Below are 14,507 nucleotides of genomic sequence, written 5' to 3'. Positions count from 1 at the left end.
TCTGAGCCCCGCTTTTGCGGGGCTTTTTATTAGCTGAATACGTCAAAGTGCGCAGCGCATATCCATGCAACGCAAATCGGCATTCGCCATTTCTGACCGGTACAGACCCTCATTTACCAGGCTGAATCCGTTCCTCTTATAAAACTCAAAAGCATTGGGCGTGGATGACAGGATGATCTCTTTAAATCCCCGCGATTTTGCTTCGGCTTTTAGTGTATTGAGAATTTGCGTCGCGAGTCCTTTTCCTTCGAATTCCGGCAAGGTGAATATCGCCTCAACACTGCCATTTTTCAGGTCGAGATAACCCGTTGCCGCAGGCGTACCCAGACCGTGCGCTTCAGCCACAAAAAAAGGATTCTCAGTAATGGCCTTACGGTAACCGGGTGGCATCTGATCCGGCGTCCAGGCCATCACAATGTCGGTGCCATAGGTATTTTTACATCCGTGGCGGATAGCCTGATTTCTGATTTCCCAGAGTATTTCCGCTTCATCGGGGGAGGCGAGTCTGACGGGCATCGGTTTCTCCTTATGGCTGTTCGTTTTAATTAAAACGTATTACCACAAAATAGCGCGAACAGTTACTTCTTCATCCCGACACCCAGCCGTCCGTTAGCGTTGAGATCACGTTCAAGGAATCGGCCTGTCCAGTTTGCTTCATAGTTTTCGCGGGGGAAATCCGCAGGTGAAGCGCCTGTCTTCAGTGCTTCGTGTACTTTGCGGGCATAAGCGACATTCTTTTCGCACAGTGGTGCGGCCGGAATGTACATCACATTTCCCCATCCTTGCTGATCTTCAACCGGCGCGACGGAATGAATGACGTCACAATGCCACCATACCGAGTCGCCCGCCTGAAGTTCCGGAATACTGCACAGGCCTTTAATCAGATGCGGATGCCATTTTTCGGAAACAGGTAAAACGCGGCCAGGCGCAACGCCACAGAGTTCATCTTCAGGCACATCATCAAGCAGCGGACGCAGCAGCACATACGCCATCGCCTCAGGCACCGGAACGACGTGCAGCAAGCCCTGTCCGGTTTGCATATCAGACAGCGCAGTCCAGCCCTGGAATGTCCGGAAAGCTGAGCATTTAGTCGTGTTATCCACATCGTATTCATTGACGTCGGGTCTGAAAGCCGCATCCCATGGATCGTATTCTTCAAAACGGTTGGTGAAAATCTTGCGGAAGACTTTCTGATACGCTGGTAACAGCCAGCGTTCTAACGCGCCGGAATCGGTATGCGCGCCCAGCCCTTTAGAAGTGGTGCCCGGAAGACGCCTGCGGATCCTGTCCGGATAGATAATATTTACGTCGGGATTAAACCATGCGCCCTGATGGTCGCCGAACTTCCAGAGACGGTTTAAAAATGACTGAACCGTGCCGATTTCCTCACTCTGTCTGGCTTCCATCTGTGCGGCAGACCAGTAGATGGGATAAATCTCAGGGCGGGAAGCGTCCAGTGAACCAAAGAAATTATCACCCGGTCCGCGATAAACCTCATCGAAATTGTTTTCATCAAGGTAATGCAGCATGGATTTATCCATTGCAAGCGCGTCATCACGTTCAAATGTCTGACGTACCACCAGACATCCACGACGTTTCACCTGCGCAATCTGCGCATCGGATACCCGGCCTTCTGCCAGTTCTGACCAGCTTATTTGCGGCCATGCAGTGCCGTTAGCCGCTTCCTCCGCCCTTGCTGCGGCTATCTCCGTTTCAATTTTTTCGCAGACCTGCCGGAAGAGTCCTTCAACATCGCCAATCTGTGCGCGGAGTTGTTTTTTCATCTCAATAATATTCTTTTTATAATCAACAGGTAATATCGTTGACGTAAATCTGTTATCCATAAAACCTCCGGCAGACTGGTGAAATAATTATTTCGTACGAATATTGTTTTACTTTCATTCGAAATGATAAAGGAATGTAGCAAAACTGTTATTTAAAAATCCAGCGCTGGATCACGAATTTCAAAAAGGGAGGATTTTCCGGAAAGTCTGGAGAAGGGCAGGGGAGTGTCAGATTTAGAAAACAAAACAGGCACGCTTGCGCGTGCCTGTTCCAATCGCTCTGTTTAACACAGAAAATGCGAAATTACTTCGCTTTACCCTGGTTTGCCACGGCCGCTGCTTTCGCTGCGATTTCGTCGGCATTACCCAGATAGTAACGTTTGATTGGTTTGTAGTTTTCGTCGAATTCGTAAACTAATGGAACACCGGTAGGGATGTTTAGTTCCAGAATTTCGTCTTCGCTCAGATCGTCGAGATATTTGACCAGTGCGCGCAGGGAGTTACCGTGCGCAGCGATGATCACGCGCTCGCCGCTGGCGATACGTGGTTTGATCACGTCAGTCCAGTAAGGGATGACACGTTCGATGGTCAGCGCCAGGCTTTCAGTCGTTGGCAGTTCAGCCGCAGTCAGTTTTGCATAGCGCGGGTCATGGCCAGGGAAACGCTCATCAGCGCGATCCAGTTCTGGCGGAGTCACCGCGAAGCCACGACGCCATTGTTTAACTTGCTCGTCACCGTATTTCTGAGCGGTTTCTGCTTTATCCAGACCCTGCAACGCGCCGTAATGACGTTCGTTCAGTTTCCAGGATTTCTCAACCGGCAGCCATGGCTGGTTCAGTTCGTCCAAAACGCTCCACAGAGTATGGATGGCACGTTTCAGCACAGAGGTATAAGCGAAGTCGAATTGGAAGCCTTCGTCTTTGAGCAACTGACCAGCAGCTTTTGCTTCAGTGCGACCCTTATCGGACAGTTCAACATCATGCCAACCGGTAAAACGGTTTTCTTTGTTCCACTCACTTTCACCGTGTCTTACCAGCACCAGCTTGGTTACAGCCATAGCTAAACTCCTCAGTTAACTGAATTTTCAATGATAACGGTTATCATTATAGGGGCTTGGCCTCCCGGACAGCAATCTGAAACTTCCTCAGGAAGCCTTTGCGGGACACCGTTTGTATTAAACATAACGAATTTGCTGCGGCGATGTAAAACAAAACGCGCGAACGGTTTCCCGGACAGCGCGTTTTTTGCAAAAGGACAGCAGTTAGCTGGCTTTTTTCAGGCAGGTACTCATGAAGGTTTTACGTGCATCGCCTTTCAATTCTTTTTTCGCTGCGTCAGCGTTACAGGTTTTCATTTTTTCCTGCTGAGGCGTCATGCCTGCCGTCGCCGGTTTGGTTTCCGCCTTGAGGCACTGACTCATGAATTTTTTACGGTCATCGCCTTTAAGGGACTGGGTAGTGGCCTGCTGATTACAGTCGGTCATCTTTTGGCGTTGCTCAGTCTGAGCAGGAGAAGGCACTTTCACAGGGTCAGCCGCCAGAGCGGAGCCAGCCGCGCAAAGCGTTGCCAGCAGGGATAACACAACGGGTAAACGCATATCAAACTCCTTATTAAACGTCCTTTTATGCAGGACACTCTCTAAGAGTAGATGCGGGAAATGCCTTTAGCTGAAAATGTGCTGATACAGATGCGCCGTGAGTCACAAATTTGCAGAAGTCGGAATAAATGAAGACAGGGCCGGGCGACCCTGTCTGATAAACGTTAAAGATGATGGACGTTATAGCGCGAAGAACTGATACGTGGTGGCAGATTTATATGCCTGCTCCGGTTTGATCCAGCAGCTTGGCTGTGGCCAGGTTGCGTGGTTCGGGCTGTCTGGCAGGAATTCACTTTCCAGCGCCACACCGCTATAGCTGGCATATTCGCCGCCGCTGCGGTTCGGTGTTCCGCCGAGGAAATTGCCGCTATAAAGCTGGACCGCTGGCGCCGAGGTAAACATGGTCATTTTCACTTTGCCGTCCGCCGACCACAAATGTGCTGCCGGATTTGTAGCGGCATTGCATGAGCGGTTGAGCAGATACGCGTGGTCATAACCTTTCACCCGTTGCTGATCGCGGTCCTTGAGGAAATCTTTCGCCAGCGTTTTTGCGGCGTTGAAATCCATGCCGGTATGTTCAACCGGCGTCGGATCGGCGCAAGGAATGCCGTCGCTGTCCACTGGCAGGAAGCGGTCAGCAAACAGTTGCAGCTTATGCTGGCGCGCGTCAGTGCCTTCGCCGTCGAGATTGAAATAGGCGTGATTGGTCAGATTGATCGGGCACAGCTTATCGACAGTCGCTTCATAACGAATTTCCAGACGGTTATCGTCAGTCAGCTGATAATGCACTTTGGCGGTCATATTGCCGGGATAACCCTGGTCGCCATCGGCAGAAAACAGCTCGAACGTCAGTTTCTGCGCGGTTTGCCCGAGGATCTTCCAGCGACGCGCATGGAAGCCTTCCGGCCCGCCGTGCAGCTGATGAACGCCCTGATTGGCGACCACCAGATGCGGTTTGCCGTCAATTTCAAACTGCGAGCGGGCGATGCGGTTGGCATAACGCCCCACGGTGGCACCCAGATACGCGCTCTGATTCATGTACTCCGGCGGCGACTCGCAGCCGAGCAACAGCTCACGAGAGGTGCCGTCGGCCAGCGGCAGTGTGAAAGATAACCAGGTCGCGCCCCAGTCCATAAACGTGGCGGTGGCACCCGCCGCATTCTGTAGCGTCACCTGTTCAAACGGCTGGCCGTCCGGCGCCAGCTGTGTGTTTTCAGGTTTTAACATATGCCTGCTCCCTGTGATGCGGTGCAAACATAGAAGGTTTCTTTCAGGCCACTGTGGGCGTGATATTGCTGTTCAACGGCATGACGGACTTTTTCCACCATGTCTTCCGGAACCAGCGCGACGATACAGCCGCCGAAACCGCCACCGGTCATACGCACGCCGCCTTTATCGCCAATCACTTCTTTGACGATTTCTACCAGCTTGTCGATCTGTGGAACAGTGATTTCAAAATCATCGCGCATGGAAGCGTGAGATTCCGCCATCAGTTCGCCCATACGTTTCAGGTCGCCACTGGCCAGTGCATCTGCTGCCGCCAGTGTGCGGTCGTTCTCAGTGATCACGTGACGCGCACGGCGGGCGACCACCGGATCCAGTTCATCCTGAATGGAGAAGAACAGGGCAGGATCCACGTCACGCAGCGCTTTTACGCCGAAGAAGCGGGCGGCGACTTCGCATTGTTCGCGACGGGCATTATATTCGCTGTCGACCAGACCGCGTTTCACGTTGGAGTTGATGATCACCACCGCCGCGTTTGTCGGCATAGACACCGCACGGGTTTCCAGTGAACGGCAGTCGATCAGCAGGGAATGATTTTCCTTGCCGAGTGCGGAAATCAGCTGATCCATAATGCCGCAGTTACAGCCGACAAACTGGTTCTCCGCTTCCTGACCGTTCAGTGCCAGGGCGACGCCATCCAGCGGCAAATCATATAACGATTTCAGCGCCTGACCGACGGCCACTTCCAGCGATGCCGATGAACTCAGGCCCGCGCCCTGCGGCACGTTGCCGCTGATCACCATGTCAGCGCCGGAGAAATCTTTGTTACGCAGCATCAGATGTTTCACCACGCCACGCACATAGTTGGCCCACGGGTGCGCGTCGGTATGCAGAATCGGTTCGTCGAGAGAAAAGCTGTCTTCGTCATTGTCGTAATCGGCGGCGATCACGCGGATGGTGCGGTCGTTGCGCTGTGCACAGGCGATCACCGTTTCGTAGTCGATCGCGCACGGCAATACGAAGCCGTCGTTATAGTCGGTATGTTCGCCAATCAGATTTACGCGGCCCGGTGCCTTGATAGTGATGGTCGCAGGGTAGCCAAATTTATCGGCAAAGATTTCCAGGGTCTTGGTTTTCAGTTTCATTGTTTTTCTCCGGCCTCACGATAATGAACATCACTCACCGCCCGCAGACGTTCTGCGGCTTGTTCCGCTGTCAGGTCGCGTTGGGTTTCAGCCAGCATTTCGTAGCCGACCATGAATTTGCGCACTGTCGCTGAACGCAGCAACGGTGGATAGAAATGCGCATGCAACTGCCAGTGTTCGTTGTCGCCATCGGTAAACGGCGCGCCGTGCCAGCCCATTGAATACGGGAAAGAGCACTGGAACAGATTGTCGTAGCGGCTGGTCAGCTTTTTCAGCGCCAGCGCCAGATCACTGCGCTGTTCATCAGAAAGCTCAGTGATGCGCTTCACATGCACTTTCGGCAGTAATATCGTTTCGAACGGCCACGCCGCCCAGTAAGGCACTACCGCCAGCCAGTGTTCGGTTTCGACCACTGTACGGCTGCCGTCTGCCAGCTCGCGCTGCACGTAATCCACCAGCATCGGCGAGCTCTGTTTTTCCAGATAGGCACGTTGCAGGCGGTCTTCACGCTCGGCTTCGTTAGGCAGGAAACTGTTGGCCCAAATCTGGCCGTGCGGATGCGGATTTGAGCAACCCATCGCGGCGCCTTTATTCTCAAAAACCTGCACCCACGGATAAGTTTTTGCCAAATCTGCGCTCTGTTCCTGCCAGGTTCTGACGATTTCCGTCAGTGCTTCAACTGACAACTGAGGCAAAGTTTTGCTGTGATCCGGCGAGAAGCAAATCACACGGCTGGTGCCGCGTGCGCTCTGAACGCGCATCAGCGGATCGTCGCTTTCCGGTGCAAACGGCGTGTCCGGCATCAGCGCGGCATAATCATTGGTGAACACGTAGGTGCCTGTGTATTTCGGATTCACATCACCGGTCACACGGGTATTTCCCGGACACAGGAAACAGTCCGGATCGTGTGCTGGCAGCACTTCCTGCGAAACCGCTTCCTGCTGGCCCTGCCACGGGCGCTTGGCACGGTGCGGACTGACTAAAACCCACTGATCGGTCAGCGGATTGTAGCGGCGATGCGGATGGTCAATCGGGTTAAACGTTGTCATAACTTTCCTTAGTGCTCCTTAATCCGGGTAGCCCTGCGGGTTTTTCGACTGCCACAGCCAGGTGTCGTTGGCCATGTCTTCCAGCGTGCGGGTGACTTTCCAGTGCAGCTCTTTCTCGGCTTTCGTCGGATCCGCCCAGTAGGCCGGTAAGTCGCCATCGCGACGTGGTGCAAACTTGTAATTCACCGGCTTGCCGCAGGCTTTGCTGAAGGCGTTAACCACGTCCAGCACGCTGTGACCAAAGCCCGCGCCCAGGTTGTAAATATGCACGCCCGCTTTGTTGTGCAGGGTTTTCATCGCCGCGATGTGGCCGTCAGCCAGATCCACCACGTGAATATAGTCACGCACGCCGGTACCGTCCGGGGTCGGATAATCGTTGCCGAAAATGGCCACCGATTCGCGACGACCTACCGCGACCTGCGCGATAAATGGCATCAGGTTATTCGGTACGCCTTGCGGATCTTCGCCCATCAGGCCAGACGGATGCGCGCCGACCGGATTGAAATAACGCAGCAGCGTCATGCTCCATTCCGGTTCCGCACGTTGCACGTCTTCCAGAATTTGCTCAACCATCAGTTTGCTGCGGCCATATGGGCTGGAAGGATTGCCGGTCGGGAAGTCTTCGACATAAGGCGTTTTTGGCTGGTCGCCGTACACGGTTGCCGAAGAGCTGAAAATCATGTTTTTGACGCCCGCGGCGCGCATTGCTTCAAGCAATACCAGCGTGCCGGTGACGTTGTTGTCGTAATACGCCAGCGGTTTTGCCACAGATTCACCCACGGCTTTCCAGCCCGCGAAATGAATGACGGAATGAATATGATGTTCACTGAAAATTTTATCGAGGAGTGCACGGTCGCGGATGTCTCCTTCATAGAACAGCGGCGTTTTGCCGGTCAGCGTATTAATGCGTTCAAGCACGCTGACTTTACTGTTGTGAAGGTTATCCAGAATGATTGGTGTATAACCTGCGTCAATCAGTTGCACGCAAGTATGACTGCCAATGTAACCGCTACCACCTGTGACTAAGACGTACATAAGAGCTCCCCGATGATTATCTTGCTGCAACGATATCACGCTGCAAGGCTGAAAAAGGTGATCCATCCCCAATAAAATGGAATCGCTTACACAAACAGTTTAGCACCTTTCAGGATGAGCAAACAGGTACAGTGCGCCGTACAGAAAGCCCGCAACATCCGGCATTAAGTCAGAATTGATGGTAAGTGTAATCGCTTACACTGATTTAGTTGCATTACCTTAATCAGCGTTTTATGTGATTTTTCGGACTACATCCTGGGAATGGTGCTCATTTTATCCAGCAGCCAGCGCCGCAGAATGACGATATCTGCCCGTTCCGCTTTCTCTTTCGTCGTCACCAGATAGTAATTCGCACCGGGAAGATGGTGCAGGAACGGGGTAGAAAGGATGCCTTTTTCGATGAAATCATGGGCCAGCAAACTGCTGACAATGGCTACGCCCTGACCCGCAATCGCCGCCTGAATCGCATGCGTTTCATCGGTGAAACGCAGCCCGCTGTCGATTTTTAATGTCGCCGGACCGAAATGCTGACGCCAGTTTTCCCAGTCGGGGGAAGGTTGCGGAATGTGGCGATTTTCCACATGAAATAAAGTCGCGTCAGCTAAATCTTCCGCCGTGGTCAGACGAAGGGAAGGGCTGGCGACCAGCACAAATGTGTCCTGATACAACAGCGTTGAATTCAGCGTTTCGTCTGCAGACTCGCTGTAACGGATAGCGACGTCCACCGTATTGCGGGACAAATCCACCAGTTCGATACCGGTGTGTAGCCGTAAATCCATGTCCGGCGCCGCACTTTTCAAATCCGCCAGCCTTGGCACCAGCCAGTGAGTCAGAAAATTGGACGTGGTGGTGAGTGTCAGCGCCGCGGGTCTTGCTGCGTGATGAATATCTTCTACCGCCGCCTGTAATCCGGCAAAAGCCTGCCGCGTTGCCTGGCGCAAAATCTCCCCGGTGGCCGTCAGCCGGACTTCCCTCGCACTGCGCTCAAAAACAGCGGTGCCCAGCGCCTCTTCCAGCACGCGGATCTGATGGCTGATGGCGGTGGCGGTCACGCCGATTTCTTCTGCCGCTCGCTTGAAGCTGTTCTGCTGTGCCACGACATCAAATGCCCTGAGCGAGCCAAGTGGCGGCAACCGGACTTTTTTCATGATGAGTTATTTTCATCCTTTGCTGAAATCTATGACTTTGAACAGCCTAAAATAGGCGGTGTAAGCTCCTTTATCAAGATGCTGAGGATGAGATTTAATCATCTTTCATGGCAGATGTTTTTTGCAAGATTCTGATAGAGGAAAGATTAATGATGATCCGTTTCCGTTCGCCCTTGTGGTCCCTGATCCCGGGTGTGGTGTTTATTGTGAGTCTGGTTCTGACGCTGTTAAGTGTCGCTTTTTACGGGCTGGATACACCGCTGAGTCACACGCTGGCGGGGGCCGCTGCGCTCTTTTTTGTGTTGTTTATCATTAGTGAAAATTATCATCCTGATCCGCTGCTGCCGCGTCCGTTACGTTCATCGCTGCCGTTACAGATAAGCCTCTGGACGTGCATTTTCTCTCCGGCGGTAACCTATACTGCGGGTTTATTGCTGGCAGTGGCGATGTATCAGCTTTATGCAGTGAGCGTACCGGGCATTATTCTCAGCTTTCTCCCCTGGCTGCTGATGCGGCTGGCGGGCACGGCGCTCGGTGAAAAACTCGGGCAGGGCATCTCATCCTCCACGGTTTTACTTTGGGGTTTTATGCTGGCGGCGGGCGGTCTGGGACTGATATCCATGATGCCGGCAGCAGCGCCGTTCTGGCTGGCGCTGCTGCCGGGCATGCTGCTGACAGGTTTCGGGGCAGGGCTGACAGGTCACGCAGCACGTGCTGGCAGAGAGGGGCTTACCGGTGATGAATATCATTATTCTTTACGGCTGGGCGTGCTGGCGCAGGTCAGCAGCACTGCGGTGATCCTGGCGCTGCTGACGTTGCTGCTGAGGAATAATCCCGGTCATCAGGGGGTTATAACCGGGTTTTCATTGCTGGGGGCACTGGCACTGGCGGGCATTGTGACCGCGCTGATGGCCCCCGGAAAAGGGAAGAAAGTTACAATGCGTCAATCTGATAGCGGTAAATATCGCCGTCAGGAATAAAGCTCAGGCGATGCGTAATGCATTGCGGGGCGTCTTCGGCGTGATGCGAAACAAACAGCAGCTGTGTTTCCCCTTCGCCAATCAAAATATCGACAAAACGGCGCACCAGCTGACGGTTGATCGGATCCAGCCCCTGCAACGGTTCATCGAGAATTAATAAGGCAGGATGTTTAACCAGTGCGCGGGCAATCAGCGCCAGCCGCTGCTGTCCCCAGGATAAACTGTGGAATGGCGTCTCACCGGCATTGCCACCCAGACCGAGCAGTTCCAGCCATTGCGACGTCAGGAGCCGCTGGCGGTCAGAGACTGCCTGATAAATCCCGATAGAGTCGAAGAAGCCGGAAGTAATGACATTGCGCACGCTGGTGCTGACACGGTAGTCCAGATGCAGGCTGCTGCTGACGTAACCGATGTGGCGTTTGATATCCCAGATGGTTTCACCGCTGCCACGACGACGGCCAAACAGCGTCAGATCGTTGCTGTAGCCTTGCGCGTGGTCGCCGGTAATCAGACTCAGCAGCGTGGATTTTCCGGCGCCATTCTGGCCGGTGATCTGCCAGTGCTGACCGTGATCGACCTGCCAGCTGAGGTTATGCAAAATCGGTTTGTCGTTGTACTGCACCACGCCGTCACGCAGCACGATCAGCGGACTGTCAGCAGGCGGACTGATGCGTGCGGTTGGATCCTCCGCTTCCGGCACGGCCATGCCATTCAGGCTTTCGCTGTGGGCCAGCTGTGCGACCAGCGCGTCGGCCATCACCTGTTCACGCGGGCCCACTGAGGCCAGCGTACAGTCAGCCAGCACGCCGACATTTTTAACAAACGCAGGAATATCGTCGAAGCGATTAAGTACCAGCACCATTGTCTGGCCTTCGGCGGAAAGTTTCTCAAGCAGTTCTGCCAGCTGGGCGCGGGCATTAACGTCAAGGCCGTCAAAGGGCTCATCCAGCACCAGCAAATCGGGTTGTTGCATCAGCACCTGACACAGCAACGTTTTGCGGGTTTCACCGGTCGATAAATATTTAAAGCGGCGGTCGAGCAATTTCTCAATACCAAACTGCGCGGCAAGCGCGGCGCAACGGGCCGGATCGCGTACGTCGTCCTGAATGATTTCAGCGGTTGTGCGACCGGTATCGTCTTCACCTTCACTGAGTAAATCGGTGTTGTTACGCTGCCACTCATCTGCGACCAGTTTCTGTAACTGTTCAAAAGACAGGCGAACGATATGCGCAAAACTGTTTTCGCGGGTGCCTTTCAGCAGGGTTAAGTCGCCCGCCAGCGCACGGGCGAGGGCGGATTTACCGCTGCCGTTCGAACCGACAAATGCCCAGCTGTCGGCCTGGCGGAGAGTCAGATCGGAAAGTGTGAGGGTTCGGGTGTCACTGAGGCGGAAAACGCCTTGCGAAATATGCAACGACGACATTTTTTATCTCTCATTTTGAAATGATTATAAAATAAGGGATAAGCGCTGCACCTTCGCAAGTCAATTGACAATTCTGCAAAATGAAAACGCTGATTTTGCAAGATACTGATTAAATACCCGTTTTTAGCAAAGGGTGGCGATGATGACTTTGTCGTCATCAAACTGAGCAAATACCGTCTGACCGGTTTTCAGCGCCAGTTTATCCATTTCTGCATTCGGCACCGTGGCGCACAATGTCTCGCTGCTGAGTAATTTCACCAGCACTTCGCTGTTTTTCTCGCCGTGCTGAATACTGATAACTTCGCCCCGCAGCGCGTTGTGGCTGTTTTCAGCGTTAAATCCGAGGGTTATCCACGGCGCTTTAATCAGCACCAGCACTTCTTTACCCGGTGTCAGCGCCAGACGGTCGGCACTTTGCTCGGTAATGGCGGCGCGGATTTGCGTTTTTCCGTCCGCCAGCAGGATATCAATATGCTGCTGGACGGTCTGATGGGTGCGCTCCACGACGGTGCCGAAGAACTGATTACGTGCGCTGGTTTGCAGTGAAAAACGGGAAATCGCGGCCAGCAGGCTGTCCAGTGGCAGGGAATCTTCTTTAAGCACGTCAAAGGCTTTTTGCTGGATTTGCGCCAGCAGCTCATAAAGTTGGATCAGGCGCTCGCCGTAAGGCGTCAGCACTGCGCCCCCGCCGCCTTTGCCGCCGGTACTGCGGTCAACCAGCGATTCATCCGCAAGCTGATTCATCTCGTTGATGGCATCCCAGGCGCTTTTATAACTGATCCCCGCGAGCTTCGCGCCCTGGCTGATTGACCCGGTGTGACGCACTTGTCGCAATAATTCGATACGACGTGGATCGGCGAACAAGCGTTGCTGGAGCTTGAGAGTTAAGAGAATTTCGGCTTGCATTGCAGCTTCCTTAAATGAATCATGCTTTATTGTCGCCGCTAAACCCGCAGGCAGGCAAGTTGGCTAAATGCTAAAGTATTTACAGTCCCGTGCTGTTATTATCTGCCACAGTTTGATTTACGTTTTTGACTTCATGCAAGAAGTCCTACACCGTCTGCGGGCGGTTCAGCCAGCTAAGTGAGGCTATCATGTTAGAACTATTAGAAAGTTTGCTTTTCGCTGCCGTCATGGTGCCAGTCTTCATCGCTGTGATCCTGGGGCTGATCTGGGGACTGGGCGAAGTATTCAACCTCATCTCCCACGTGGGTCACTCTAAAGAGTCCCGCGAGAAACCTCATTACTGAAACATGAGTGTTTTCTGAGAACGCATTTTCCAGAAGCCCGGCCATTGTGCCGGGCTTTCTATTTTTGGGAACAGACTCATTTTGGAAACAGACTCGATTTTCCGCCTGAGATCAAAAAACTACCGCTTCTTCAGCAGAGTGCGGAAAAACCGGATGACATCGTGTTTTTTCTCGTTATATTCATCTCTACATAACGTATCCATATCTATAACAGCAGAGGAAATCCGATGAAACACACCTGGGGCAAATTACTGACCGCGACCGTGCTGGTGGCAGGCGTGAGCATGCACGCGCAGGCCGCCGAAAAAATCACTGTATTCGCCGCGGCGTCCCTGACCAATGCATTACAAGATATCGCCACCCAATATCAGAAAGAAAAAGGTGTGCAGGTTGTCTCTTCTTTCGCGTCGTCTTCTACGCTGGCTCGCCAGATTGAGCAGGGCGCGCCTGCGGATATGTTCATTTCTGCCGATCAGCAGTGGATGGATTACGCGATCGGCAAACAACAAATGGTCGATAACACCCGTTACACCTTGCTGGGCAATGAACTGGTGCTGATATCTGCGGCCAACAGCAAAATTGATAAAGTCGACATCTCTGATAAAACCGATTGGACCAAACTGATTGGCGACAGCCGTCTGGCGGTCGGGGATCCGGACCACGTTCCGGCCGGTATCTATGCTAAAGAAGCGCTGCAAAAGCTGGGTGCCTGGACCACGCTGGAGCCTAAACTGGCGCGTGCCAGCGACGTTCGTGCCGCAATGGCGCTGGTTGAGCGTGAAGAAGCGCCAGTCGGAATTGTTTACGGTTCTGACGCCGTCGCCAGCAAAAAAGTGAAAGTCGTGGGCATCTTCCCGGCATCCAGCCATAAACCGGTTGAATACCCGATGGCGATTGTAAAAGACCATGACAACGCCACCGTGAAAGGTTTCTATGATTATCTGAAAACGCCTGCTGCGGCTGAAATCTTCAAAAAATACGGTTTTACCCCGCGCGGTTAACGTCATCTGTTCGTCAGATGAAACACTTATGCCATCGCCTCTGGGGATGGCTTTTTTGTCTCAACGCCACTGCGTCCCGGTTTATACTTTGCGGACGCAGGATCCCGCGATTAAAGGCTTTTAAATTTTTGCCGATATTTTATCTTTAGCCACACATTTACTTCAGGATTAACAAACCGACATGATGTTGAGTGAATATGAGTGGCAGGCGGTACTTCTCAGTCTGAAAGTATCGAGTCTGGCCGTAGTTTGCAGTCTGCCGCTTGGAATTCTGATGGCGTGGATCCTGGTCCGCTGCCGCTTTCCCGGCAAATCCCTGCTCGACAGCATTATTCATCTGCCGCTGGTGTTACCGCCGGTGGTGATCGGCTATTTGTTGCTGGTGGTAATGGGACGGCGCGGTTTTATCGGCCAGCGTTTATATGAATGGTTTGGTTTCAGCTTCAGTTTCAGCTGGCACGGCGCTGTGCTGGCATCTGCCGTGGTGGCATTCCCGCTGATGGTTCGCGCGATACGTCAGTCACTCGAAGCCGTTGATCCTAAACTGGAACTCGCCGCCCGCACGCTCGGGGCTTCACCGTGGCGGGTCTTTTTCACCATTACATTGCCGCTTTCTGTGCCCGGCGTCATCGTCGGCGTGGTGCTGGCCTTCGCCCGTTCACTGGGTGAATTTGGCGCAACCATTACCTTCGTGTCGAACATTCCCGGCGAGACCCGCACCATTCCGCTGGCGATGTATACCCTCATTGAAACGCCGGGCGCAGAAAGTGCCGCCGCGCGCCTTTGCGTGCTGGCCATTCTGTTGTCTCTGGCAGCGTTACTGATTTCTGACTGGCTGGCAAAACGCAGCCGTATCCGGCTGGGAGGCTGA

General features: G+C 53.3%; 15 protein-coding genes. 4 read left to right on the top strand and 11 right to left on the bottom strand.

The genetic code is table 11. From position 1 onward, the window contains the following. Positions 1–42 precede the first annotated feature (42 nt). The 9 genes from ACJY2G_RS12805 to ACJY2G_RS12765 all read right to left on the bottom strand — a co-directional run bounded on the left by ACJY2G_RS12805 (position 43) and on the right by ACJY2G_RS12765 (position 8,982). Complete coding sequence (locus ACJY2G_RS12805) at positions 43–516, bottom strand: N-acetyltransferase family protein (protein ID WP_430318971.1); 474 nt, start codon at positions 514–516, stop codon at positions 43–45. A 62-nt stretch (positions 517–578) separates the two neighbouring features. Then, positions 579–1,844, bottom strand: a complete 1,266-nt coding sequence (locus tag ACJY2G_RS12800) for a DUF1479 domain-containing protein (RefSeq protein WP_430318972.1) — start codon at positions 1,842–1,844, stop codon at positions 579–581. Positions 1,845–2,088: 244 nt separating this feature from the next. Continuing rightward, positions 2,089–2,841: a 2,3-diphosphoglycerate-dependent phosphoglycerate mutase gene (gpmA, locus tag ACJY2G_RS12795; protein ID WP_112291869.1), complete on the bottom strand. Its 753-nt coding sequence runs from the start codon at positions 2,839–2,841 to the stop codon at positions 2,089–2,091. Positions 2,842–3,045: 204 nt separating this feature from the next. Further along, complete coding sequence (locus tag ACJY2G_RS12790; protein ID WP_112291867.1) at positions 3,046–3,381, bottom strand: PsiF family protein; 336 nt, start codon at positions 3,379–3,381, stop codon at positions 3,046–3,048. Positions 3,382–3,561: 180 nt separating this feature from the next. Then, entirely contained in the window at positions 3,562–4,608 is a 1,047-nt protein-coding gene (gene galM / locus ACJY2G_RS12785) for a galactose-1-epimerase (protein WP_430318973.1), read from the bottom strand. Beyond that, entirely contained in the window at positions 4,602–5,750 is a 1,149-nt protein-coding gene (galK, locus tag ACJY2G_RS12780) for a galactokinase (protein ID WP_112291865.1), read from the bottom strand. The genes galM and galK overlap by 7 nt, the downstream gene beginning before the upstream one ends. Beyond that, positions 5,747–6,799, bottom strand: coding sequence for a galactose-1-phosphate uridylyltransferase (gene galT / locus ACJY2G_RS12775; RefSeq protein WP_430318974.1), 1,053 nt, complete (start codon positions 6,797–6,799; stop codon positions 5,747–5,749). The genes galK and galT overlap by 4 nt, the downstream gene beginning before the upstream one ends. A gap of 18 nt (positions 6,800–6,817) precedes the next feature. After that, positions 6,818–7,834 (bottom strand): UDP-glucose 4-epimerase GalE, encoded by a 1,017-nt coding sequence (galE, locus tag ACJY2G_RS12770; RefSeq protein WP_113877919.1) that lies wholly within the window; start codon positions 7,832–7,834, stop codon positions 6,818–6,820. Positions 7,835–8,082: 248 nt separating this feature from the next. After that, positions 8,083–8,982 (bottom strand): LysR substrate-binding domain-containing protein, encoded by a 900-nt coding sequence (locus ACJY2G_RS12765; protein ID WP_113877918.1) that lies wholly within the window; start codon positions 8,980–8,982, stop codon positions 8,083–8,085. 149 nt (positions 8,983–9,131) lie between these two features. On the opposite strand from ACJY2G_RS12765, the gene ACJY2G_RS12760 reads away from it, so the two are divergent. Continuing rightward, positions 9,132–9,962 (top strand): hypothetical protein, encoded by an 831-nt coding sequence (locus ACJY2G_RS12760; protein WP_430318975.1) that lies wholly within the window; start codon positions 9,132–9,134, stop codon positions 9,960–9,962. Here ACJY2G_RS12760 and modF read toward each other — a convergent pair. Both modF and modE read right to left on the bottom strand, forming a co-directional pair. Then, positions 9,916–11,385 carry a molybdate ABC transporter ATP-binding protein ModF gene (modF, locus tag ACJY2G_RS12755; RefSeq protein ID WP_113877917.1) on the bottom strand — a complete coding sequence of 490 codons (1,470 nt, stop codon included), beginning with the start codon at positions 11,383–11,385 and terminating at the stop codon, positions 9,916–9,918. The two genes, ACJY2G_RS12760 and modF, sit on opposite strands and share 47 nt — an antisense overlap. Before the next feature lie 123 nt (positions 11,386–11,508). Further along, positions 11,509–12,291: a molybdenum-dependent transcriptional regulator gene (modE, locus tag ACJY2G_RS12750; protein WP_430318976.1), complete on the bottom strand. Its 783-nt coding sequence runs from the start codon at positions 12,289–12,291 to the stop codon at positions 11,509–11,511. Positions 12,292–12,479: 188 nt separating this feature from the next. Here modE and ACJY2G_RS12745 point away from each other — a divergent pair, with 188 nt between their 5' ends. The 3 genes from ACJY2G_RS12745 to modB all read left to right on the top strand — a co-directional run bounded on the left by ACJY2G_RS12745 (position 12,480) and on the right by modB (position 14,507). Continuing rightward, positions 12,480–12,635: an AcrZ family multidrug efflux pump-associated protein gene (locus ACJY2G_RS12745; RefSeq protein WP_120160415.1), complete on the top strand. Its 156-nt coding sequence runs from the start codon at positions 12,480–12,482 to the stop codon at positions 12,633–12,635. Between the two features lie 227 nt (positions 12,636–12,862). Then, positions 12,863–13,636, top strand: coding sequence for a molybdate ABC transporter substrate-binding protein (gene modA, locus ACJY2G_RS12740; RefSeq protein ID WP_430318977.1), 774 nt, complete (start codon positions 12,863–12,865; stop codon positions 13,634–13,636). Between the two features lie 181 nt (positions 13,637–13,817). Further along, entirely contained in the window at positions 13,818–14,507 is a 690-nt protein-coding gene (gene modB, locus ACJY2G_RS12735) for a molybdate ABC transporter permease subunit (protein ID WP_120133709.1), read from the top strand.

This window comes from Rahnella sp. ATs2, from assembly GCF_051851855.1.
GTDB classification, from domain to species: domain Bacteria; phylum Pseudomonadota; class Gammaproteobacteria; order Enterobacterales; family Enterobacteriaceae; genus Rahnella; species Rahnella variigena.
Note: the sequence above shows the minus strand (reverse complement) of the source record. Positions and strands in the feature narration are given on the sequence as shown.

What these genes read in the sequence shown, in the direction of transcription:
- galT (WP_430318974.1), bottom strand. Translation starts at nt 6,799, where the DNA reads ATGACAACGTTTAACCCGATTGACCATCCGCATCGCCGCTACAATCCG.
- ACJY2G_RS12805 (WP_430318971.1), bottom strand. Translation starts at nt 516, where the DNA reads ATGCCCGTCAGACTCGCCTCCCCCGATGAAGCGGAAATACTCTGGGAA.
- ACJY2G_RS12745 (WP_120160415.1), top strand. Translation starts at nt 12,480, where the DNA reads ATGTTAGAACTATTAGAAAGTTTGCTTTTCGCTGCCGTCATGGTGCCA.
- ACJY2G_RS12760 (WP_430318975.1), top strand. Translation starts at nt 9,132, where the DNA reads ATGATGATCCGTTTCCGTTCGCCCTTGTGGTCCCTGATCCCGGGTGTG.
- modA (WP_430318977.1), top strand. Translation starts at nt 12,863, where the DNA reads ATGAAACACACCTGGGGCAAATTACTGACCGCGACCGTGCTGGTGGCA.
- ACJY2G_RS12800 (WP_430318972.1), bottom strand. Translation starts at nt 1,844, where the DNA reads ATGGATAACAGATTTACGTCAACGATATTACCTGTTGATTATAAAAAG.
- modB (WP_120133709.1), top strand. Translation starts at nt 13,818, where the DNA reads ATGATGTTGAGTGAATATGAGTGGCAGGCGGTACTTCTCAGTCTGAAA.
- gpmA (WP_112291869.1), bottom strand. Translation starts at nt 2,841, where the DNA reads ATGGCTGTAACCAAGCTGGTGCTGGTAAGACACGGTGAAAGTGAGTGG.
- galK (WP_112291865.1), bottom strand. Translation starts at nt 5,750, where the DNA reads ATGAAACTGAAAACCAAGACCCTGGAAATCTTTGCCGATAAATTTGGC.
- ACJY2G_RS12765 (WP_113877918.1), bottom strand. Translation starts at nt 8,982, where the DNA reads ATGAAAAAAGTCCGGTTGCCGCCACTTGGCTCGCTCAGGGCATTTGAT.
- modF (WP_113877917.1), bottom strand. Translation starts at nt 11,385, where the DNA reads ATGTCGTCGTTGCATATTTCGCAAGGCGTTTTCCGCCTCAGTGACACC.
- galM (WP_430318973.1), bottom strand. Translation starts at nt 4,608, where the DNA reads ATGTTAAAACCTGAAAACACACAGCTGGCGCCGGACGGCCAGCCGTTT.
- ACJY2G_RS12790 (WP_112291867.1), bottom strand. Translation starts at nt 3,381, where the DNA reads ATGCGTTTACCCGTTGTGTTATCCCTGCTGGCAACGCTTTGCGCGGCT.
- galE (WP_113877919.1), bottom strand. Translation starts at nt 7,834, where the DNA reads ATGTACGTCTTAGTCACAGGTGGTAGCGGTTACATTGGCAGTCATACT.
- modE (WP_430318976.1), bottom strand. Translation starts at nt 12,291, where the DNA reads ATGCAAGCCGAAATTCTCTTAACTCTCAAGCTCCAGCAACGCTTGTTC.